The sequence below is a fragment of the Roseiarcus fermentans genome (assembly GCF_003315135.1).
Taxonomy (GTDB): domain Bacteria; phylum Pseudomonadota; class Alphaproteobacteria; order Rhizobiales; family Beijerinckiaceae; genus Roseiarcus; species Roseiarcus fermentans.
The window spans coordinates 1-18,105 of sequence record NZ_QNRK01000046.1 but is presented as its reverse complement, the minus strand read 5'-3'; the positions used below and the strand labels follow the sequence as shown (position 1 = coordinate 18,105).

Here is an 18,105-nt window from a genome sequence, read left to right as displayed (position 1 = left end):
CCAGCGCCGCGCGCGGGGACAGTCGGGCGCCGGGGCTTCAGTCCGACGCCTTGATGGTTTCCACCCGCCGCCGCATGCGGACGATGAAATCCCTCAACTGGGCGCGCTCCTCCGCCGAAAACCCCTCGAGCAGGCGTTCCTGCCGCTCGAGCGCGAGGCCGACGATCCGGTCGTGAACGGCGAGGCCCTTCGCCGTCAGCGCCACCGGCACGCGCCGCCGGTTGCTGTCTCCGGCGCGCGCCTCGATCAATCCCTCCGCCAGGAGATCGCGCAGCGCCCGGCTGACCGCGGCCTTGTCGAGGCCGGTCGATTCGCAGATCTGCACCGGCGCGATCCAGGGTTCGGCTGCGAGGAGCGCGATGACCCGCCAGTCGGTGATGCCGACGCCGAAGCGCGGCCGGTAGGTCGCCGACGCCGTCGCCGTGATCTTTTGCGCCAGATTGGTCAGCGCGGCCGGAATGAACGCGTCCATGTCGATCGCCAGCGCCGAGCGCCGGTCGTCTTCGGCTTCCGACTCCGGGACTGTCTGAAGAGAGGGCATTGTCATTCTTGCGAATCCCGTGGGCGGCGGACCCTCGCCTTATACGACGATTTCACGACAGCGCGGCTTTTCGCTCGCCCCCGGGGCCTGACCCTGAACGAGCCCGCGCTCCCGCGGCGCCGGCCGCCTGTCTCGGGGCCGCGCATCAAGCGGGCGCGGCCCCGCGCCCGACCGCCGCCGCTACTGCCCGCGCTTGCCGCGCGCCGCGAACCGCACCGCCTCCTCGGCCGCGCGGAACAGCGCGCTCGCCTTGTTGACGCATTCCTGCTGCTCGGCGGCGGGGGAGGAATCGTAGACGATGCCGGCGCCCGCCTGCACGTGCATTTTGCCGTCCTTCACCACCGAGGCGCGCAGCACGATGCAGGTGTCCATCTCGCCGCCGGCGCCGAAATAGCCGATGCAGCCGGCGTAGATGCCGCGCTTGTCCTTCTCGAGTTCGTCGATGATCTCCATCGCCCGCACTTTTGGCGCGCCCGACACGGTGCCGGCGGGGAAGCCCGCGGCGAGAGCGTCGACAACGTCGACGTCGCCCCTCAGCGCGCCTTCGACGTTCGAGACGATGTGCATGACGTGGCTGTAGCGCTCGATGAAGAAGCTGTCGGTGACCCGAACCGAGCCGATGGCCGCGACCCGGCCGACGTCGTTGCGGCCGAGGTCGAGCAGCATCAGATGTTCGGCGCGCTCCTTCGGGTCGGCGATGAGCTCGGCTTCGAGCGCGGCGTCCTCGCCCGGGCTCTTGCCCCGCGGCCTTGTGCCGGCGATCGGCCGGATGACGACCTTGCCGTCGCGCACCCGCACCAGGATCTCCGGGCTCGACACCACGATCTGGAAGCCGCCGAAGTCGAGAAAGCACAGGTAGGGCGACGGGTTCACCCGTCGCAGCGCTCGGTAGAGCGAGAAGGCCGGCAGATCGAACCGGCTCTCGAAGCGTTGCGACAGCACGATCTGGAAGGCGTCGCCGGCGGCGATGTAGTCCTTCGCGCCGCCGACCATCGCCTCGTATTCCGCCGCGGTGGTGTTGGAGACCGGCTCGCCCGCGGTGACCAGCGGGTCGGCCGGCTCGCCCGGCGCATGGTCGAGCGGCGCCTCGAGCGCGGCGACCACCGCGTCGAGCCGCGCCTGCGCCGCCTCGTGCGCGGCCCGGGCCGAGACGCCCTCGGCCGGGCGGATCGGCGTCACGATCGCCATCTCGTCACGCGCCGCGTCGAACACCACCATCACGGTCGGGCGGATCAGCAGCATCTCCGGGACGCCGATCGGGTCGGGCTTGGCCGGCGCCAGCCGCTCCATCCGCCGCACCATGTCGTAGCCGAGATAGCCGAACACGCCGGCCGACATCGGCGGCAGGCCCTGCGGCAGGTCGATGCGCGATTCGCGCAGCAGCGCCCGCAGCGCCGCCAGCGGATCGCCGGTCGCGGGGACGAACGCCTCGGGGTCGCGCAGCGCCTGGCGGTTGATCTCGGCCCGCTCGCCGGTCGCCCGGAAAACGAGGTCGGGATCGAGGCCGATCATCGAATAGCGCCCGCGCTGCGCGCCGCCCTCGACCGATTCGAGCAGGAACATGTTGCCGGCGCGACCGCGCGCGAGCTTGAGGTAGGCCGAAACCGGCGTCTCGAGGTCGGCGACGAGCGTGGTCACCGCGACGGTCGCGGCGCCGGTCCGATAGGCGCGCTCGAGGGCGTCGTAATCGGGGATCATGGTCATGCGTCAGCCCCCCTCGGCGGATTGCAGCACGGTCTGGTTGACGGTCACGCCGAGCGAGCGGCGGAGCGAGGCGATGTACTGATCGATCACGCTCTCCCGCACCGCCTCGTCGAGCTGCTGGGCGGTCGCCTTCACCGCCGGATCGATCGCGGCGACCGGCGGCGTCTTGTCCGCGGTGATCTTGAACACGGCGCGCCCGCCCGGGACCGCGGCCGAGCCGACGCCGTCGGCCGGCTCGCGGAAAATCGCCGCGACCACCGATTCGGGCAGGCTCGCCTTGTCGCCGCGGCGGATGTCGGTCACGCTCCTGACGGGGGCGCCGACGCTCTTGGCGACGTCGGCGACGCTCGCGCCCGACCGCAGGTCCTTGACCAGGTCGTCGGCCTTGCTGGCCAGCGCCTTGTCGACCTGCTCCGCCCGCCATTGCGCCTCGACCTGCGGCTTCGCCTCGGCGAAGGAGCGCTCGTGCGAGGGCTCGACCTTGGACACGGCGAACCAGACGAAGCCGCGGTCCCGGGTCGGGAGCGGCGCCTCGTCGAGCCCGACGTCGGAGGCGAACACGGCTTTCAGAAGCTCCGCGCGGGCGGGCAGGGCGACTTCGGCGCCGCTCGGATCCTTGCCGGAGGCGTCGACGGCCGCGACCGAGATCGTCTTCAGCCCCTCGTCCCGGGCCGCCTCGGCGAGCGGCTTGCCCGACACCCTGAGGTCCTCGATTTTGTCGTGCAGCGCCTGGATCTTGTCGCCGGCGCGGCCCGCCGAGATCTGGCGCTTGACGTCGTCGGCGACCTCGGCGAACGGCTTGACGGTCGAGGGCGTTATGCTTTTCACCCGTACGATGACCGGTCCGAACTGGCTCGACAGCACGCCGCTGACGCCGCCCGCGGGCAAGGCGAACACCGCCTCGGCTTCGGCCGGGTCGATGATCGCGTCCCGCGCGGTCGGGCCGAGCGCGATGTCGTCGGGCTTGAGGTTGCGCGCCTTGACGATGTCGTCGAAGCTCGCGCCGGCCTTGATCTTCGCGTCCGCTTCGGCGGCCTCGGCCTGGCTCGGGAACAGGATCTGATCGAGGTCGCGCTTTTCCGGCGCGCCGTATTTGGGGTCCTTGCCGGCCACCCTGGCGTAGGCCGCCTTCGCGTCCGCGTCGCTGACCTCGCCGGCGTCGGCGAGCGTTTCCGGCTCGAGCGCCACGGCGTCGAAGGAGCGGTATTCGGGCGCGCGGTAGCTCGACTTGCGGTCGTTGTAATAAGCCTTGAGCGTGTCGTCGGACGGGGCAGGAATGTCGCCCGCCGCGGAGGCGGGCAGCACGAAGGTGTCGGCGGACCGGGTCTGGCCGTCGTAGGCCGCCTCGGCGCTGGCCATCGCCTTCGGCGCCGTCAGTCCGCTGGCGAGCGCCGCGAGGATGAACTGGCGCAGCGCGTTCTTCTTCATCTCGGCGACGTAGAAGCGCTCGTTCAGGTCGTTGTCGCGCAACAGCCCGGCGAACTTCTGCGGGTCGAACGCGCCGGACTTGTCCTGGAAATCCGGGTTCCCGACAATCATGGCGCGCAGCGCGTCGTCGGAGACGTCGAGGCCGAGCTTGCTCGTCTCCGCGTCGATCGCCGCCTCGCTGATCATGCGCTGCAGGACCTGGCGGTCGAGCCCGATCGCGCGCGCCTGCTCGTTGGTGAAGGGCTGCCTGAGGCGGCGCTGGTACTGCTGCAGGGTGCGCTGGTACTCGTAGCGGTAATCCTGCGCCGAGATCCTGGCGGGCCCGACGGACGCGACGTTGGAGGCGGAGAAGCCGCGCAGCATGTCGCCGACGCCCCAGATGACGAAGCTCACGATGATGAGCCCCATGACGACGGTCATGATCGCCTTGCCGACCACGCCCTGGGCCGCGTTGCGCATGGATTCGAGCATTCGTCGCTTCGCCTCGTTCGGTCCCCGCCTCAAACCGCGCCTATTAGCCGCAGCGGGCCGCTTTGCATAGGGTTCAGGCCGATGATAACTACCGTCCGAACCACCCCCAGGAGACGACGCCCATGACCCCCGGAGTGCGCCCGCTCGTCGCAGGCAACTGGAAAATGAACGGACTCAAGGCGTCGCTCGCCGAGATCGAGGCGATGCGCAAGGCGGTCGAGGCCGGCGAGGCCGGCGCCGCCGAACTCGCGGTCTGCCCGCCGTTCACGCTGATCGCCGCGGCCGCCGCCAGACTCGAGGGCGGACCGGTCACCTTCGGCGGACAGGATTGCAGCCCCCACGCCAGCGGCGCCTATACCGGCGACACCTCGGCCGTCATGCTCAAGGACCTCGGCGCGACCTACGCCATCGTCGGCCATTCCGAGCGCCGCACCTATCACCGCGAGACCGACGCCGACGTCCGCGCCAAGGCGGAAGCGGCGCTGAAGGCCGGGCTCGTCGCGATCGTCTGCGTCGGCGAGACCCGCGCCGAGCGCGAGGCGGGCGAGGCGATCGCCATCGTGTCGCGCCAGGTGCGCGGCTCGACCCCTCCCGACGGCGCGCCCGACACCGTCGTCGTCGCGTACGAACCGGTGTGGGCGATCGGCACCGGCCTGACCCCCACCGCGGCCGACGTCGCCGAGGTGCACAAGGCGATCCGGGCGCTGCTCGGCGAAATCTACGGCGCGGGCGGGGCGACGGTGCGTATTCTCTACGGCGGCTCGGTGAAGCCGGCCAACGCCAAGGAGCTGCTCGGCATCGACAATGTCGACGGCGCCCTCGTCGGCGGCGCGAGCCTCAAGGCCAGCGATTTTCTCGCCATCGCCGCCGCCTATCGCTGACGACCGGTTTCGACGCGGCGCGATGGACGCGCCCCTTGCTCCGTGATACGAGCGCGCCAAATTTCATGCGCCGGCCTTCGCGGCCGGCGCTTTCGTCGTTGAGAAGCTCCCGCACATGCAATCGGTCCTGATCGTCATTCACATTCTGATCGTGGTCGCGCTGATCGCGGTCGTGCTGCTCCAGCGCTCCGAGGGCGGCGTCCTGGGGGCGGGCGGCGGCTCGAGCAGTTTCATGACCGGGCGCGGTCAGGCCAACGCGCTGTCGCGGGCGACCGCCATCCTCGGCACGCTGTTCTTCGTCACCTCGATCCTGATGTCGATCATCGCCGGCTGGAGCAAGACGCCGCATTCGATCCTGATGCGCGGCCCGGTCGCGCCGGCGAGCCAGCAGGCGCCCCAGCCGGTCGTCCCGGCCAACATTCTCGACCAGTTGAAGCAGCTGCAGGGCCAGTCGAACGCCCCGGCCGCCCCGGCCGCGCCCGCGCCCGGCCAGAAGCCCTAGCCGTCGCCTCGCGGCGCGTCGGAGGCCTGAGGCGTGCCGTCCTTCCGCAACGAGCGCCGCGTCCGCCATCGCTCCGACCAGATGTTCGATCTGGTCGCCGACGTGGAGCGCTACCCGGAATTCGTTCCGCTGTGCACCGGCCTGCGCGTGCGCAGCCGGCGGCCGGACGCGCAGGGGCGCGAGACGCTGATCGCCGACATGTCGGTCGGCTACAAGATGATCCGCGAGAAGTTCACGAGCCGGGTCGTGCTCGACAAGCCCCGGCGCCGGGTGCTGGTCGAATATATCGACGGGCCGTTCAGCCATCTGGAAAACATCTGGACCTTTCGCGACGAGCCGGCGCCGGAGCGGTCGCTGGTCACCTTCTTCATCGATTACGAGTTCCGCAGCCGGACGCTCGGGGCGTTGATGGGCACGATGTTCGACGCCGCCTTTCGCAAGTTCGCCGACGCGTTCGAGCAGCGCGCGGATGAACTCTACCGGACCTGACGCGGCGCTCCGCTCAAAGGGCCGCTTCCAGAAGCGCGAGCGCCGTCGCGACCGATGCGAGCCGCACCGCGCCGCGGCCGATGTCGCCGAAGCGCTGTTCCCGCGTGACCGTCGGCGCGCCGCGTCGCGCGCATCCGAACCAGACCAGCCCGACCGGCTTCTCGGCCGAGCCGCCGTCCGGTCCGGCCACGCCGGTGACGCTGACGGCGATGTCGGCGCGCGAGGCCGCGAGCGCCCCTTCTGCCATCGCCCGGGCGGTCGCCTCGCTCACCGCGCCGTGGGCGGCGAGCGTGGCGGGAGACACGCCGAGCAGGTCGACCTTGGCGTCGTTGGAATAGACGACGAAGCCGCGCTCGACCACCGCCGACGAGCCGGGGATCTCGGTCAGCAGGCCCGCGATCAGGCCGCCGGTGCAGGATTCCGCGGTCGCGACCCTGAGGCCCGCGCGGCCGCAGCGGTCGAGCAGCGCCGCGGCGCGCGCCGCATAGGCTTGCGGAAACAGGCCTGCCGTCATCGTCGCTCGAAATCCTTCGCCCAGTCGGGCCTCGCGCCGGCCTTGGCGGCGATCGCGGGCAAGGCGTCCTCGCCGCCCTGCCGGATCTTGGCCGTGACATCGGGATACTTTTGGTAGAAGTCGTCGCGCACCGCAATCACCGCCGGCGTCGAGATCGACTTGATCGCGCTGAACCAGCCCGATTCGAGCGTCACCGTCGCATAAAGGCTGCGACCGTTGAAGGGGATGGCGAGCAGCTTGTCGCCCGGACGCAGGTCGACGAACTTGAACACACGCTGCTTGGTCTTGGGGTCGACCGTGTCGCGGACGTCCTGAAGCAGCGGCGACTGCGGCCCGTCCATGACGAAGAACGCGTCGAGCTGGCGGTCGCGCAGCTTGTTGAGCGCCGTCTCCGATCCGTCGGGCGAAATGTCGACGAGCTGTTTCCAGTCCGGCGCGCTGGCGAGGATGTTGCGCAGGGTGAGATCGCCGCCGGAGCCCGACCCGCCGGCCGCGACCCGGAGCACGGTTCCCGACGCGAGCCCGGCCACCATGTCGCCGAATTTGCTCTCCCGCTGATCGGCGCGCACCACCATGAAGCCTTCGTACGGATAGAGCGGGCGGCCGAGGGCGACGACCTTGCCGGCGCAATCGGGCCGCGCCGAGCGCGCCGCGAGCACGTCGGCCTGAACCACCGCCACCTGCACGTCGCCGTCGCACAGCCCGTCCACCGACTCGACGCTGCCCTTCGAGGCGAGCGGCTTCAGCCGGACATTCTGGGCGACGGTCTTGGCGTTGATCTCGGGTATGACGACCGCGCAGTTCTCCTTGTCGAGCTTGCCGCAGGCGACCTCGACCTCGACGGTCTCCGTCTTGTCCTTGGCGGCGCGGCGCTCGGACAGGGATTCGGGCGAGGCCGGGGTGGCGGCCGCCAGGGCCAGAAGGCCGGCGATCGCGAGACGCAGTGGCGTGGACATGAACTCTCCCGAACTGGCCCGCAAGCTCTCAGGGCCTGAGACGCCGAACCCCGGCGCATCTTTCGCGAGTTTTCATGACATTTCGGCTACAGCGCCGGATCAGCGATCCCGGGTGGGGGCTGGGCCCGTTTGCGCATGCTTCCGCCCCGGCCGCGCGGGAGCTGTTCAAGCCTGGCGCGGTCGGGGATGGAACTTTGTTTCTCCCGAGGGCGGCGCGATTCCGCCGTCATCGCAACGAGCGACGCAACGCGGCGATCCAGGGGGCGGGCCGATGTCCGCCGAATGCGGGCGGCGCCGCTCTTCACCGTTTTCCCGGGCGACCCTTGATGGCCGCGTCGCCTCGGGCTCGTCGCGATGACGGCGGAAAGCCTTGCCGCCCCGCCGCCCCGGCGGTTACGAACTCAGCCGAAACAGCGAGACGCCGATGCCGCACCACGCCAAAGCCCGCCCCTTCACCCTCGACGAACTGCGCGCCTATCTGGCGGAGGTCTTTCCCCAGGTCTGGGCGCGCGGCGACTATGCGATCGAGGCGGTGGGGCCGATGAGCGCCACCGTGCGGCTGGTCTACCATCCCGACCACCTGAGGCCCGGCGGGACGATCTCGGGGCCGGCGATGTTCACGCTCAGCGACCTCGCGCTCTATGTCGCGATCTTGCACGAGATCGGCCGGGTCAAGCTCGCGGTGACCACCAGCCTGACCATCAACTTCCTGCGCAAGCCCGAGCCGAGGGATCTGATCGCCAGGGTGCGGCTGATGAAGCTCGGCAAGCGCCTCGCGGTCGGGGAGGTGGCGCTCACCTCCGAAGGCTCGGACGAGATGGTGGCGCACGCGACCGGCACCTATTCGATTCCGGCGAAGGGGGACGCCGAGGGCTGACGCCGGCTGCCGAAGGGCCCTTTTTCGTCATCGCGAGGAGCCGAAGGCGACGCGGCGATCCAGCGGGCGGGGCCGATCGGTGGGGCTGGGTCGGCGGCGCCGCGGTTCGGCCGTTCGCACGGGTGGCTTCTGGATCGTCCCGTCGCCCTTCGGTCTCGTCGCATCGTCCAGCCGGCCCGCGGCGCCGGCGCCAAGGGCCGCCGAACGCCGCAGAGGCCCGCCACGCTATATGGTATCATAATACCGCACGCTCGAAACCGCCGGTTTTTCTGGCCTTTCGCGGCGCCTGCGTGTTGACAATCCCCGCTGGTCCCGGCAAAAGCACGCGACTTGAAACCTCACGGAAACCCCATGTTCGGCAAGACCCATTCGACCAAGACGGCCGACGTCGAGAAGAAGTGGCTTCTCATCGACGCCAAGGGCCTGATCGTCGGGCGGCTCGCGACCATCATCGCGATGCGCCTGCGCGGCAAGCACAAGCCCAGTTTCACGCCCCATATCGACGACGGCGACAACGTGATCGTCATCAATGCGGAAAAGATCGTCCTCACCGGCAAGAAGCGCGAGGACAAGAATTACTACCACTACACGGGCTATATCGGCGGCATCAAGGAGCGCTCCGCCCGCTCGATCCTCGAGGGCAAGCACCCGGAGCGGATCGTCGAGAAGGCGGTCGAGCGCATGCTCCCGCGCGGACCCTTGGGGCGCAAGCAACTCGGCAATCTGCGCGTCTACAAGGGCCCCGAGCATCCGCACGCGGCCCAGCAGCCGGTCGTGCTCGACGTCGCGTCGATGAATCCCAAGAACACCCACCGGGCGGCTTGATCCATGGCTGAAACACTCTCCTCCCTGGCCGAACTGCAGACCTCGACCCTCGCCCCGCCGTCCGTCGAGGGCCCGATCCACGTCCAGAAGATCGACAAGCTCGGCCGCGCCTACGCCACCGGCAAGCGCAAGAACGCCGTCGCCCGCGTCTGGATCAAGCCCGGCAAGGGCGTGGCGACGATCAACGGCAAGGCGCTCGACGTCTATTTCGCCCGGCCGGTGCTGCGCATGATCCTGCGCCAGCCGCTGGTGGTCGCCGACCGCGCCACGTCCTACGATCTCACCGTCACCGTCACCGGCGGCGGCCTCTCCGGTCAGGCCGGCGCGGTGCGCCACGGCATCGCCAAGGCGCTGACCTATTACGAGCCCGACCTCCGCCCGGCGCTCAAGAAGGAAGGCTTCCTGACCCGCGACTCGCGCGTGGTCGAGCGCAAGAAGTACGGCCACGCCAAGGCCCGTCGCAGCTTCCAGTTCTCGAAGCGCTGAGCGTTTTCCCTATCCTGCGCATTGCGAAAGGGCGGCTTCGGCCGCCCTTTCTGTTTTGGAGCTGTCTTCGCGTGTCGCGCGAGGGGCGAAGAAACCCGCGTCGTCTGCCTGTTTGGCTTGGTTGCGGCTCTCGCCGGCTGCGCTGCTCCGGCTCTTCATGTCGAGGGTCAGATGGAGGACGGGTCGAAACTGGCCGGGACGTTCGTCGACGGTACGATCACCTTCGTCGGCAAGGGCCTTTCGTGCTCGGGGCCCGTGACCTTCACGAGCGCGGGGACCGGAACCGGCGCCGTCAGCTGCGCGAACGGACAAACCGGCATCTTCGTCTGGCGCGCCTCGGGTCAGCGCGGCTTCGGCGAAGGGCAGATCGGAGGAAGGCGCTTTACCGCCGAATTCAAGATCTCCTGACCGTCGTGCGTCGTCGGCGTCCGCTTCTGCCGGCATAGCGTTGCGCCCCGGGACGGGGCGGGAGACCCGGCCGGCTGGACCGTGACAGGCCCGAAGGACGGGCGCGGAACGGGCGCCTGGTGACGACTGAGCGGGGCTCGTCGCGGCGATCATCTTCATCGACGGCGCAAGAAGTACGGCCACGCCAAGGCCCGCCGCACCTTCCAGGTCTCGAAGCGCTGAGCGGTTTCCGACTGCGCATCCGAAAGGGCGGTTTCGGCCGCCCTTTTGTTTTGGGCCGCGGCGGCCCTCACGTCACGCGCTTGCGCCACATCACGTAGGGGATCGCCAGCACGGCCCCGAACGCGATGTAGAGCAGGAAGGCCGGCAGGACCTGCCTGTCGGCGGGAAAATTGGCCGACACGATCGCCATGGCGACGCCGGGATGCCGGGTCGCTGCGGCGAGCGCCAGCACCGTGCGGTCGTGCGGGTCGGGGCCGCCGAGGCCGTGTCCGACCGCGAGGCCGACGCCGACGAAGGCGGCGACCGCCCAGAAGGCGCCCGTTCCGAACAGGGCGGCGATCGAGGCCCATGCGGTGACGAGGACGGCGAGGAAGGCGAGCGTCAGCACGACGGTCGCGACGAGGCCGATCGGCCGCGACAGTCCCGCCGCCAGATCCGGCGCGAGCCGCCGGACGGCGACGCCGGCGAGCAGCGGGGCGAGCACGGTCGCGAACACCAGCGTCGCGATCGGCCACGGATTCATGTGGATCGGTAGTTGGAACACGACGCCGAGCAGTTCGACCGCGAGCGGAACGAACACGATCGCCACCAGCGCGGCCGCGACCAGAAGCCCGATCGCATAGGACGGCTGGCCGCGCGCCTTGACCTGCTTCTTCGGCAGCAGCGGCGGGACCGGCGACACCGCCAGCGCCACCAGCGCCACCTCGACCGCCTCGGGCAGATCGAACACCCACGCCATCGCCGCCGCGACCAGCGGCATGACGACGTTGATCGCCAGGATCGAGCGCAGCAGCAGCCCCGGCCGGCGCAGCAGGAACAGCGTGTCGTCGACCCGGGAGGCGAGGCCGATGGCGAACACGGCGAGGACGATGCTGGCCTTCAGCGCCAGAAGAATCAGGCTTTGCGCGGTCATGGGGTCCGGTTAGCCGATGGACGCCGCGGCGGGAAGCGCGGGCGCCCCCACATGCGCCTCGTCTTCCGGGTTCTGCCGGCCCCCCTGTCGCATGAAGTCGGACGCCGGTCAGAGCGGGTCCACGACCTCGACGAACGGAAAGCGGCGGAAATCGCTATCCCGCGTGCAGATCCGGCGGACTCCGTGCTCGCGCATGAGGATGGCGGTATGCGCGTCGTGAACGCGATTTCCGCTGATCCAGGGAAGCTCGGAAACGACTTGCGCCGCGACGCGGACGTGGCGATCCGTCGCGACAAGAACGCCCAGGCCCGGGGACTGGAGGAGCGCCGAGACGAACGCCATCGCCTGCGGCGCTGTCCAGGGCTTGCGCATGACGCGAGGATGCGTCGTCACGCGCATGAATTCGTACAGAATGGACCACGTCACGTACCAGGCGTCAGGTTGTCCGCGCCGCCGCTCGAGCCACTGGGACGACTCGCCGTGCCAAGGAGACTCCTCGTCCGCCGCGTAGACGAGAATGTTCGTGTCGACGACGAGCGTCCGCTAGCGCCCTTCCAACGCCTGATACAAGGCGTCCCGGTCCGCGACGTCGACAAGACAGCCTCCGCCTTTGAAGGTCGGAAGCGGCTCGAGCCGCGCCGGCGCCTTCTGAGACCGAAGCAGGTTGCGCAGGGCGGTCTCCACCAATTCGGACATCGTGCGTCCCTGACGCGCAGCCTCTCGCTTGAGTTCGGCCATGACGGTGTCGTCGATATTGAGCGTCGTCTTCATTCGGAAGACAATGGGAGGGATATGGCAATATGTCCAGACCAGCTAGGCTAGAATGACGATCGTCTGGCGTTGTCATGCCAACAATGTGATACAAGTCGAGCCGATGACCGATCTCACGCTCGAAGCCCTGCGTTCTGAACTGGCGCCGCTCGGCGTCCAGCTCGCGAACCTGGACGCCAAAATCGCCCTTCTGGACGCCAAGGTCTCCGGCCTGGACACGCGGGCAGCCGGGCTGGACGCCAAGGTCTTCGGCCTCGACGCCGCGGTCTCCGGTCTGGACGCGAGGGCAGCCGGGCTGGAGGGTCAGATCTCGGGTCTGGACGCCAAGCTGGCGCCGATGCGCGCCCAACTCGACGGTCTGCCGCTGATCTGCCGCTCGCTGACCGTGCTGCATCAGGAAACCCGGGCGCTGCGCGCCGCCTTCAACGACTTCGCCGGCGCCAACGTCACGGCCGGCGAGATCGAGGCGCTGCACGCCGACGTCAACACGGTTCAGGCGGAGAACGCCGAGTTGCAGCTTCGCCTCGCGACGGTCGAGCGGCTGCTCGCCGAGTTGCGCGGGGCGCGGCCGTAACCGCCGCGCGAGCGCGAACGCCACGAGGCGAAACGCGCCGCCTTGACCATGACGGGGGTTTGCACCAAACACCGCGCGCAGGATTTTCGTGGAGCGGCGGCAATGGCGGCGACCATCTTCATCGACGGCGAGGCCGGCACCACGGGCCTGCAGATCCGCGAGAAGCTCGAGGGAAGAAGCGGGATCGAACTCGTCAGCATCTCGGCCGAAGCGCGAAAGGACCCCGCCGCCAAGCGCAAGGTCTACGAGGACGTGGACGTCGTCATTCTCTGCCTGCCGGACGAAGCGGCCAAGGAGGCGGCGAAACTGGTCGATGCGCTCGGCGACCGCGCCCCGCGCGTCATCGACGCCTCCTCCGCCCACCGGGTCGCCCCGGGCTGGACTTACGGCTTCCCCGAGCTCGCAGCCGGGCAGGGCGAGGCCGTCGCGAAGGCGCGCAAGGTCACCAATCCGGGCTGCCACGCCACCGGCGCGATCGCGCTCCTGCGGCCGCTCACGCAAGCGGGCCTGCTGCCGGCGAACGCGCGGGTGTCGATCGGCTCGGTCAGCGGCTATTCCGGCGGCGGCAAGTCGATGATCGAGGCCTATGAGAGCGGCAAGGCGCCGGCGTTCGAGCTCTACGCCCTCGGCCTCGAACACAAGCATCTGCCCGAAATCGAGCTCTATTCGGGCCTGAGCGAGCGGCCGATCTTCGTCCCCTCGGTCGGCAATTTCCGCCAGGGGATGCTGGTCAGCATTCCGTTGCATCTCGAGGCGCTGCCGGGCAAGCCCACCCTCGCCGACATCAAGGCGGCGTACGACGGCCACTACCGCGGGCAGGCGCATTTCAAGGCGTTCGCTGACGCGGGGAACGCCCGGATAGAGCCGGAATCGCTCAACGGCACCAACGATATCGAGATCCACGTGTTCGCCAACGAAAGCCGCCGGCACGCGGTCGTGGTCGCGAAGTTCGACAACCTCGGCAAGGGCGCGTCGGGCGCGGCGGTGCAGAATCTGATGCTGATGCTCGGGCGCTAAGGGAAGGCCGGCGGCGCCGGCCGGAAGGGAGACGGCTGCCGAGCCGTCGCCCGGCCAGATGCGATCGCAGAAGCCTGAGCCGACGCGGCGTCGTCGGCGCAAAGGGTGTCCGCGCCCCCTGATCCCGCTCTCGCGCCTCGGCGGAATCCGGCGCGCGCCGCCGATCCGGAAAAAGGCCACGGCGTAGTTGGTCAGGCGGACGCCTCCCGGAACGCCCGGTCGATCGCGCCGTTGGCGCCCGCACGGGCGCGCGAACCGCTGGACCATCGCCAGAGGAGCGCGACGAGCGCGACGGCGCCGAGTCCGACCGAGGCCGGGGCGAAGCGCACGAAGTCCCGCTTGATCGCTCCGACGCGGGTCGGATGCGGCTGCCTCGACAGGAGTTCAGGCGGCAGGCCGACGCGCGCCTCGGGGGCATCGAGATAGGCGCGCAAGCGATCCGGCGACGGAAAGGGGATCGACGACCCAGGGCGTCCGGAGATGAAGGACGCGTCGCCGGTGGCGAGATAGAAGCGGATGTTTTCACCCCCCGTCTCGACGTCCTCCCGCCACGCCTCGATCTTGCGCGGCAGATGCCGCTCGGCGTGGATGAGGCCGACGCCGAAGACCGCGACCCATGCGGCGAACGCGAGGCGCGCCGCCTTTCGCCGCCTTTGCCCGTCGGCTTGCGTCTGCAGGAGCCACAACGCCGACACGAAGTGGATTGCGAGCCCCAGCGCGAGCGTGTCGAAGTAGCGGCTCATCAAGACCCCCTGCGCGCGCCCGACGGCGATCGCCGTGATCTGTCCGGCTACCCACGCGAGCGCGGCGACGTTGAACCAGCGCGGATCGCGGCGGTCGGGCCGATCAGCCGAGACGCGAAGGCAGAACAGCAGCGAGGGCAGCGGCAGGAGCAAGCCGAAGACCCAGCCGCCCGGCCATTCCACGAGCGCGAGGGCCGCCGACAGGAATTCGCCCGGCGACCGGGCGCGGAACGCGTCGGACTCCGGAACGTGCGGCACGAAGGCGATCATGACGAGGGTCGCGCCGCCGAGCGCGACGATTCCGAGCGCTTCGGCCGCTCCCCGGCGTCGTCCGCACGCCATTTGGATCGCGTGCGTCGCCGCGAGCGCGGCGAGCGTCAGCGCCCCCGACGCCATGCAGAAGTACGAGGCCGCGCCGATCAGCGCGCCGGCCGCCCATCGTCCCGACCAGGCCGGGGCGGAGACGGCGAGCCGGAGGCCGAACAGCGACAGGAGAGGAAGCAGATAGAAATGGCTGTTGAAGCCGAGCAGGATGTTGTCGAACGCCATCGGGACGACGTTGACGAGCGCGATCGCGACGATCGCCGACGCCGCCCACGCGCCATCGAGCACGCGCGCGAGCGCGAGGGCGACGACGACGACGACGGCCGAGCCCACGATCGCGTTGACGATCATTTGCAGCACGACGTCCCAGGCGCCCGACAGATTGAAGAGGGCGAGGACCAGCAGCCTCGTGAACAGGATGCGATGCTCGTTGAACGGCGCGACGAGCGCGTCGACCGTCAGGCGCCCGTCGAGCCAGGGCTTGATCAGGCCGCCCCAGTCTCCGTCCCATTCGTCCATATAGGGGGTAGCGCCGCCGGCGAAGCCGATCAGCGCGGCGCGCGTTCCCACGAGGATGAGAAACAGCGACGCCGCCAGCGCCAGCCTGAAGGCCGCGCTGTCCGGACTGAATGTCCTGAGCATTCGCGGGCCTATTCGTAAGTCGCGGCGCAAGACGACATCGCGCCCGAGCGGAAGGCGGGCCCCGCGTCGAAGCTGGTCGACGCGCCGAGAGTCCAGGCGGGCGCATTGACTGGATCCCTCCCGTCGGCGCCGGCGTGAGACGACGCCGAGCAGACCAGGGCGATCCACACGGACACGCCCACGACCGCTACCGCGGCGGAGCGGCCGAGCGCCTGAAGGTGGGCGCGGGCGGAGAACGGGGACGTCGAGGCGAGTACGGCGATCAGGGGCATGGCGCGACTCCAGGAGCGTTGCGTGTTTCCCTATTACGTGGGAAAATTTCCCACGTCAACGGTTCGGCGCAAAGTGTGGGATTTAATCCCACGACGAACCGCGCTATAGGACGGGCGATGACCGACGCCGCTTCTCCGCCCGACGCCGCGCGCCTTCAGTCGCCGATCGCGCGTCTGCTGAGGCCGCTGGTGCGGCTGTTCATTCGCAGCGGCCTGACGTTTCCGGCGCTGTGCGACCTGTTGCGCGAGCTCTATGTCAACGTGGCCGAGTACGACTTCGCCCTCGCCGCCAAGGAGCAGACGGACAGCCGGGTCAGCCTTCTGACCGGCATTCACCGCAAGGAGGTTCGCCGGCTGCGCGGGGCGGGGGCGCCGGTGCGGCTCGCGCCGGCCAGCGTGTCGCGCTCCAGCATGATCCTCGCGCGCTGGATCGCGGCGCCCGAATTCACCGACGCCGCCGGCGCGCCGCGCGCGCTCAGGCGCGCCGGCGATCCCGGCGACGGCCCGACCTACGAGGACCTGGTCGAATCGGTGACGCGCGACGTGCGCCCACGCGCCGTGCTGGACGAATGGCTCGATCGCGGCATGGTCGCCGTCGACGGCGACGGGCGCATTCGCCTCGAGGAGGCGGCCTTCGCCCCGCGCTCCGGCGACGACCGCCAGCTCTATTATTTCGGCCGCAACCTGCACGACCATGTCGCGGCCGCGGTTGCGAACATCCTCGCCGCCGAGCCGCCGTTCTTCGAGCGCGCCGTGCATTACGAGGGCGTCTCGCGCGAGATGGCGGAGGCGATGCTGGCGCTGTCGCGCCGCGTCGCCCGGGAGGCGCTCCAGACCGTCAATCGCGAGGCGCAGGCGGCCTACGCCCGCGACCCGGGCGGGACGTGGCGCTGGAACTTTGGTCTGTACCTCTATCGGGAGGAGGAGGAGGGGTCGAGCCGGCCGCCCGACGCTGGACAAGATCCGCCGCCCCCGGACCCGAATGGGGGGGCGGCCGCGTGAGCGCCAACAGCCTTTTCAGCCGCCGTCAGGTCCTGCGCCTCGTCGCCCTGCTCGCGGCCGGGCCGGCGCTCGCCGGCGAGAAGCCGAAGACCCTGGGCGACAATGGCATCGGCGGCACGGGGTTCAAGCCCGGCGACAACGGCATCGGCGGCACCGGCTTCATCGGCACGATCCGCAAGTTCGGCAGCGTCTGGGTCAACGGCGAGCGGATCGCTTACCCGTCCGGCGTGCTGATCCGGATCGACGGCGAGGCCGCGCCTGCGAGCCGGATGCGGATCGGCGAGGTGGCGCGCTGCGTCGCCGAGCCGAAGGACGGACACTGGACGACCAACGCGATCGTCATCACCAGCGAGGTCGTCGGGACCATCGCCCGGATCGACGGGCGGCGCCTCACAATTCTCGGCCAGAGCGTCGACCTCGCCGATGCGAAGATGGGGCGCGGGCTGGCGGTCGGCGACCGGGTGGCCGTCAGCGGCCTGCGACGGCCGGACCAGACCATCGTCGCGAGCTGGGTGGAGAAGCGCGCGTCCGGGCCCGACCAGATCGCCGGCCTGCTCGGCCGCGACGCCTCGGGCGCGTTCCGGATCGGCGACGCGACGCTGATCGGCGCCGATCCCGGCGCGGTGGGCAAGCGCGTCCTGGCGCGCGGCGCGATCGAGAACGGCGTGTTCGCCGTCCGCACGATGACCCTCGACGCGGTCGGCGCGCTCGGGCCCGTGACGGCCGTGTCGGTCGAGACCTTCGTCGCGGAGCGCGACGGGACCCTGGTCACCGCCGGCGGCGTGCCGGTCGAGGACGCGGCCGGCCTCCGCCCCGCCAATCATCCGGTGGTGATTCGCGGCGAACTCGCGGCGAACGGCGCGCTGGTCGCGCGCGGGGTCAGCGTTCCCGACGGCCGCGGCGGCTTCCGGCCGTCCGGCGGCTGGCGGGGAGGGGGCGGCGGCGGCCCGGGCGGCGGGCAGGGGCCCGGCGGCGGCGTCCATCCGGGCGGATCGGGAGGCGCTCCAAGGCAGGGCGCCATCGGCGGCGGAGGCCCGTTGGGCCGCGCCGGTCCGATGAGTCCCGCCGGGTCCATGGCGCCGGGCGCCGCCCGGCCGTTCGCCCCGGGAAGCGGCCCCGTTCCGGGCTTGGGCGGGGGCGTCGGCGGCATTGGCGCGCCAGGCGGTTTGAGCGCGCCGGGCGGGTTCGGCGGTCCCGGCGGTCCCGGCGGGTTCGGGCCGGGCGGGTTCGGCGGCGGCGGGTTCGGTCCCGGCGGATTCGGCGGGCCGGTGCGCTGAGCGGATTGAGCTGACCTCACCGGACTTCGCGGAACGGGCGGGAGGCGTCGCCGCCCGGACGCCCGAACTGCGCCGTTTCCGACGCGGGAAGCCGCCGCCGGCGACGTCTGGCCGCGGATCGGCTTGCGCCGCAGGTTGTATATGCGGTAGCATATTGGAGTACGGCGCTAACCCGGATTTCTCACACAGGATGGGTGCATCGGGCGTCCGAATCAGGCAAAAGTTGTTTTGCGAGAACGACTTGACCCTATTCAGAGAGGTCGCCC

Annotated in this window: 20 protein-coding genes and 1 pseudogene; 11 read left to right on the top strand and 10 right to left on the bottom strand. The window is 70.2% G+C overall.

Annotated features, from left to right (window positions below; all coding sequences use genetic code 11):
* Window positions 1–37 precede the first annotated feature (37 nt).
* The 3 genes from DFR50_RS27810 to DFR50_RS27800 form a co-directional block, all read right to left on the bottom strand.
* On the bottom strand, window positions 38–547 hold the full coding sequence (locus DFR50_RS27810; RefSeq protein WP_113892988.1) for a MarR family winged helix-turn-helix transcriptional regulator: 510 nt from the start codon (window positions 545–547) through the stop codon (window positions 38–40).
* A gap of 174 nt (window positions 548–721) precedes the next feature.
* Entirely contained in the window at window positions 722–2,245 is a 1,524-nt protein-coding gene (gene trpE / locus DFR50_RS27805) for an anthranilate synthase component I (RefSeq protein WP_113892986.1), read from the bottom strand.
* A gap of 3 nt (window positions 2,246–2,248) precedes the next feature.
* Window positions 2,249–4,144, bottom strand: a complete 1,896-nt coding sequence (locus DFR50_RS27800; RefSeq protein WP_113892984.1) for a peptidylprolyl isomerase — start codon at window positions 4,142–4,144, stop codon at window positions 2,249–2,251.
* A gap of 122 nt (window positions 4,145–4,266) precedes the next feature.
* On the opposite strand from DFR50_RS27800, the gene tpiA reads away from it, so the two are divergent.
* From tpiA to DFR50_RS27785, 3 genes are all read left to right on the top strand, one after another.
* Window positions 4,267–5,025 carry a triose-phosphate isomerase gene (gene tpiA, locus DFR50_RS27795; protein WP_113892982.1) on the top strand — a complete coding sequence of 253 codons (759 nt, stop codon included), beginning with the start codon at window positions 4,267–4,269 and terminating at the stop codon, window positions 5,023–5,025.
* A gap of 115 nt (window positions 5,026–5,140) precedes the next feature.
* The gene (gene secG, locus DFR50_RS27790) at window positions 5,141–5,527 is read left to right on the top strand and encodes a preprotein translocase subunit SecG (protein ID WP_113892980.1); all 387 of its coding nucleotides are present in this window, start codon (window positions 5,141–5,143) and stop codon (window positions 5,525–5,527) included.
* 33 nt (window positions 5,528–5,560) lie between these two features.
* Window positions 5,561–6,016, top strand: coding sequence for a type II toxin-antitoxin system RatA family toxin (locus DFR50_RS27785; RefSeq protein WP_113892978.1), 456 nt, complete (start codon window positions 5,561–5,563; stop codon window positions 6,014–6,016).
* Window positions 6,017–6,029: 13 nt separating this feature from the next.
* Here DFR50_RS27785 and DFR50_RS27780 read toward each other — a convergent pair whose 3' ends face one another.
* On the bottom strand, window positions 6,030–6,530 hold the full coding sequence (locus tag DFR50_RS27780) for a CinA family protein (protein ID WP_113892976.1): 501 nt from the start codon (window positions 6,528–6,530) through the stop codon (window positions 6,030–6,032).
* Window positions 6,527–7,486: a TAXI family TRAP transporter solute-binding subunit gene (locus DFR50_RS27775; RefSeq protein WP_113892974.1), complete on the bottom strand. Its 960-nt coding sequence runs from the start codon at window positions 7,484–7,486 to the stop codon at window positions 6,527–6,529. Before DFR50_RS27775 ends, DFR50_RS27780 begins: the two co-directional genes overlap by 4 nt.
* Before the next feature lie 424 nt (window positions 7,487–7,910).
* Between DFR50_RS27775 and DFR50_RS27770 the strand changes: the two genes are divergently transcribed.
* The 4 genes from DFR50_RS27770 to DFR50_RS27755 all read left to right on the top strand — a co-directional run bounded on the left by DFR50_RS27770 (window position 7,911) and on the right by DFR50_RS27755 (window position 10,082).
* On the top strand, window positions 7,911–8,363 hold the full coding sequence (locus DFR50_RS27770; RefSeq protein ID WP_113892972.1) for a PaaI family thioesterase: 453 nt from the start codon (window positions 7,911–7,913) through the stop codon (window positions 8,361–8,363).
* Window positions 8,364–8,714: 351 nt separating this feature from the next.
* On the top strand, window positions 8,715–9,188 hold the full coding sequence (gene rplM, locus DFR50_RS27765) for a 50S ribosomal protein L13 (RefSeq protein WP_113892969.1): 474 nt from the start codon (window positions 8,715–8,717) through the stop codon (window positions 9,186–9,188).
* A 3-nt stretch (window positions 9,189–9,191) separates the two neighbouring features.
* A complete protein-coding gene (rpsI, locus tag DFR50_RS27760) occupies window positions 9,192–9,674 on the top strand; it encodes a 30S ribosomal protein S9 (RefSeq protein WP_113892967.1) in 483 nt (160 codons plus the stop codon).
* A gap of 171 nt (window positions 9,675–9,845) precedes the next feature.
* Window positions 9,846–10,082, top strand: a complete 237-nt coding sequence (locus tag DFR50_RS27755) for a hypothetical protein (RefSeq protein ID WP_113892965.1) — start codon at window positions 9,846–9,848, stop codon at window positions 10,080–10,082.
* Window positions 10,083–10,371: 289 nt separating this feature from the next.
* Here the strand turns inward: DFR50_RS27755 and DFR50_RS27750 are convergent, their stop codons facing one another.
* The 3 genes and pseudogenes from DFR50_RS27750 to DFR50_RS27740 all read right to left on the bottom strand — a co-directional run bounded on the left by DFR50_RS27750 (window position 10,372) and on the right by DFR50_RS27740 (window position 11,988).
* Window positions 10,372–11,217: a bile acid:sodium symporter family protein gene (locus tag DFR50_RS27750; RefSeq protein ID WP_113892963.1), complete on the bottom strand. Its 846-nt coding sequence runs from the start codon at window positions 11,215–11,217 to the stop codon at window positions 10,372–10,374.
* A 108-nt stretch (window positions 11,218–11,325) separates the two neighbouring features.
* Window positions 11,326–11,745 (bottom strand): annotated as a pseudogene (locus DFR50_RS27745) (type II toxin-antitoxin system VapC family toxin); the annotation flags it as partial.
* 15 nt (window positions 11,746–11,760) lie between these two features.
* On the bottom strand, window positions 11,761–11,988 hold the full coding sequence (locus DFR50_RS27740; protein WP_113892959.1) for a ribbon-helix-helix protein, CopG family: 228 nt from the start codon (window positions 11,986–11,988) through the stop codon (window positions 11,761–11,763).
* A gap of 103 nt (window positions 11,989–12,091) precedes the next feature.
* Between DFR50_RS27740 and DFR50_RS27735 the strand changes: the two genes are divergently transcribed.
* Together DFR50_RS27735 and argC are read left to right on the top strand one after the other, a co-directional pair.
* Window positions 12,092–12,562 (top strand): hypothetical protein, encoded by a 471-nt coding sequence (locus DFR50_RS27735; RefSeq protein WP_147262953.1) that lies wholly within the window; start codon window positions 12,092–12,094, stop codon window positions 12,560–12,562.
* Between the two features lie 102 nt (window positions 12,563–12,664).
* Entirely contained in the window at window positions 12,665–13,579 is a 915-nt protein-coding gene (gene argC, locus DFR50_RS27730) for an N-acetyl-gamma-glutamyl-phosphate reductase (RefSeq protein WP_113892955.1), read from the top strand.
* 191 nt (window positions 13,580–13,770) lie between these two features.
* On the opposite strand, the gene DFR50_RS27725 is transcribed toward argC, so the two are convergent.
* Together DFR50_RS27725 and DFR50_RS27720 are read right to left on the bottom strand one after the other, a co-directional pair.
* Window positions 13,771–15,288, bottom strand: a complete 1,518-nt coding sequence (locus tag DFR50_RS27725; RefSeq protein WP_113892952.1) for a hypothetical protein — start codon at window positions 15,286–15,288, stop codon at window positions 13,771–13,773.
* A gap of 8 nt (window positions 15,289–15,296) precedes the next feature.
* Window positions 15,297–15,560, bottom strand: a complete 264-nt coding sequence (locus tag DFR50_RS27720) for a hypothetical protein (protein ID WP_113892950.1) — start codon at window positions 15,558–15,560, stop codon at window positions 15,297–15,299.
* A gap of 117 nt (window positions 15,561–15,677) precedes the next feature.
* On the opposite strand from DFR50_RS27720, the gene DFR50_RS27715 reads away from it, so the two are divergent.
* Together DFR50_RS27715 and DFR50_RS27710 are read left to right on the top strand one after the other, a co-directional pair.
* Window positions 15,678–16,562 (top strand): DUF6502 family protein, encoded by an 885-nt coding sequence (locus tag DFR50_RS27715; protein ID WP_113892948.1) that lies wholly within the window; start codon window positions 15,678–15,680, stop codon window positions 16,560–16,562.
* The gene (locus tag DFR50_RS27710; protein WP_113892946.1) at window positions 16,559–17,839 is read left to right on the top strand and encodes a DUF5666 domain-containing protein; all 1,281 of its coding nucleotides are present in this window, start codon (window positions 16,559–16,561) and stop codon (window positions 17,837–17,839) included. The genes DFR50_RS27715 and DFR50_RS27710 overlap by 4 nt, the downstream gene beginning before the upstream one ends.
* The last annotated feature ends 266 nt before the right edge of the window (window positions 17,840–18,105 follow it).

What these genes read in the sequence shown, in the direction of transcription:
- DFR50_RS27810 (WP_113892988.1), bottom strand. Translation starts at nt 547, where the DNA reads ATGACAATGCCCTCTCTTCAGACAGTCCCGGAGTCGGAAGCCGAAGAC.
- trpE (WP_113892986.1), bottom strand. Translation starts at nt 2,245, where the DNA reads ATGACCATGATCCCCGATTACGACGCCCTCGAGCGCGCCTATCGGACC.
- DFR50_RS27800 (WP_113892984.1), bottom strand. Translation starts at nt 4,144, where the DNA reads ATGCTCGAATCCATGCGCAACGCGGCCCAGGGCGTGGTCGGCAAGGCG.
- tpiA (WP_113892982.1), top strand. Translation starts at nt 4,267, where the DNA reads ATGACCCCCGGAGTGCGCCCGCTCGTCGCAGGCAACTGGAAAATGAAC.
- secG (WP_113892980.1), top strand. Translation starts at nt 5,141, where the DNA reads ATGCAATCGGTCCTGATCGTCATTCACATTCTGATCGTGGTCGCGCTG.
- DFR50_RS27780 (WP_113892976.1), bottom strand. Translation starts at nt 6,530, where the DNA reads ATGACGGCAGGCCTGTTTCCGCAAGCCTATGCGGCGCGCGCCGCGGCG.
- DFR50_RS27775 (WP_113892974.1), bottom strand. Translation starts at nt 7,486, where the DNA reads ATGTCCACGCCACTGCGTCTCGCGATCGCCGGCCTTCTGGCCCTGGCG.
- DFR50_RS27770 (WP_113892972.1), top strand. Translation starts at nt 7,911, where the DNA reads ATGCCGCACCACGCCAAAGCCCGCCCCTTCACCCTCGACGAACTGCGC.
- rplM (WP_113892969.1), top strand. Translation starts at nt 8,715, where the DNA reads ATGTTCGGCAAGACCCATTCGACCAAGACGGCCGACGTCGAGAAGAAG.
- rpsI (WP_113892967.1), top strand. Translation starts at nt 9,192, where the DNA reads ATGGCTGAAACACTCTCCTCCCTGGCCGAACTGCAGACCTCGACCCTC.
- DFR50_RS27755 (WP_113892965.1), top strand. Translation starts at nt 9,846, where the DNA reads ATGGAGGACGGGTCGAAACTGGCCGGGACGTTCGTCGACGGTACGATC.
- DFR50_RS27750 (WP_113892963.1), bottom strand. Translation starts at nt 11,217, where the DNA reads ATGACCGCGCAAAGCCTGATTCTTCTGGCGCTGAAGGCCAGCATCGTC.
- DFR50_RS27740 (WP_113892959.1), bottom strand. Translation starts at nt 11,988, where the DNA reads ATGAAGACGACGCTCAATATCGACGACACCGTCATGGCCGAACTCAAG.
- DFR50_RS27735 (WP_147262953.1), top strand. Translation starts at nt 12,092, where the DNA reads ATGACCGATCTCACGCTCGAAGCCCTGCGTTCTGAACTGGCGCCGCTC.
- argC (WP_113892955.1), top strand. Translation starts at nt 12,665, where the DNA reads ATGGCGGCGACCATCTTCATCGACGGCGAGGCCGGCACCACGGGCCTG.
- DFR50_RS27725 (WP_113892952.1), bottom strand. Translation starts at nt 15,288, where the DNA reads ATGCTCAGGACATTCAGTCCGGACAGCGCGGCCTTCAGGCTGGCGCTG.
- DFR50_RS27720 (WP_113892950.1), bottom strand. Translation starts at nt 15,560, where the DNA reads ATGCCCCTGATCGCCGTACTCGCCTCGACGTCCCCGTTCTCCGCCCGC.
- DFR50_RS27715 (WP_113892948.1), top strand. Translation starts at nt 15,678, where the DNA reads ATGACCGACGCCGCTTCTCCGCCCGACGCCGCGCGCCTTCAGTCGCCG.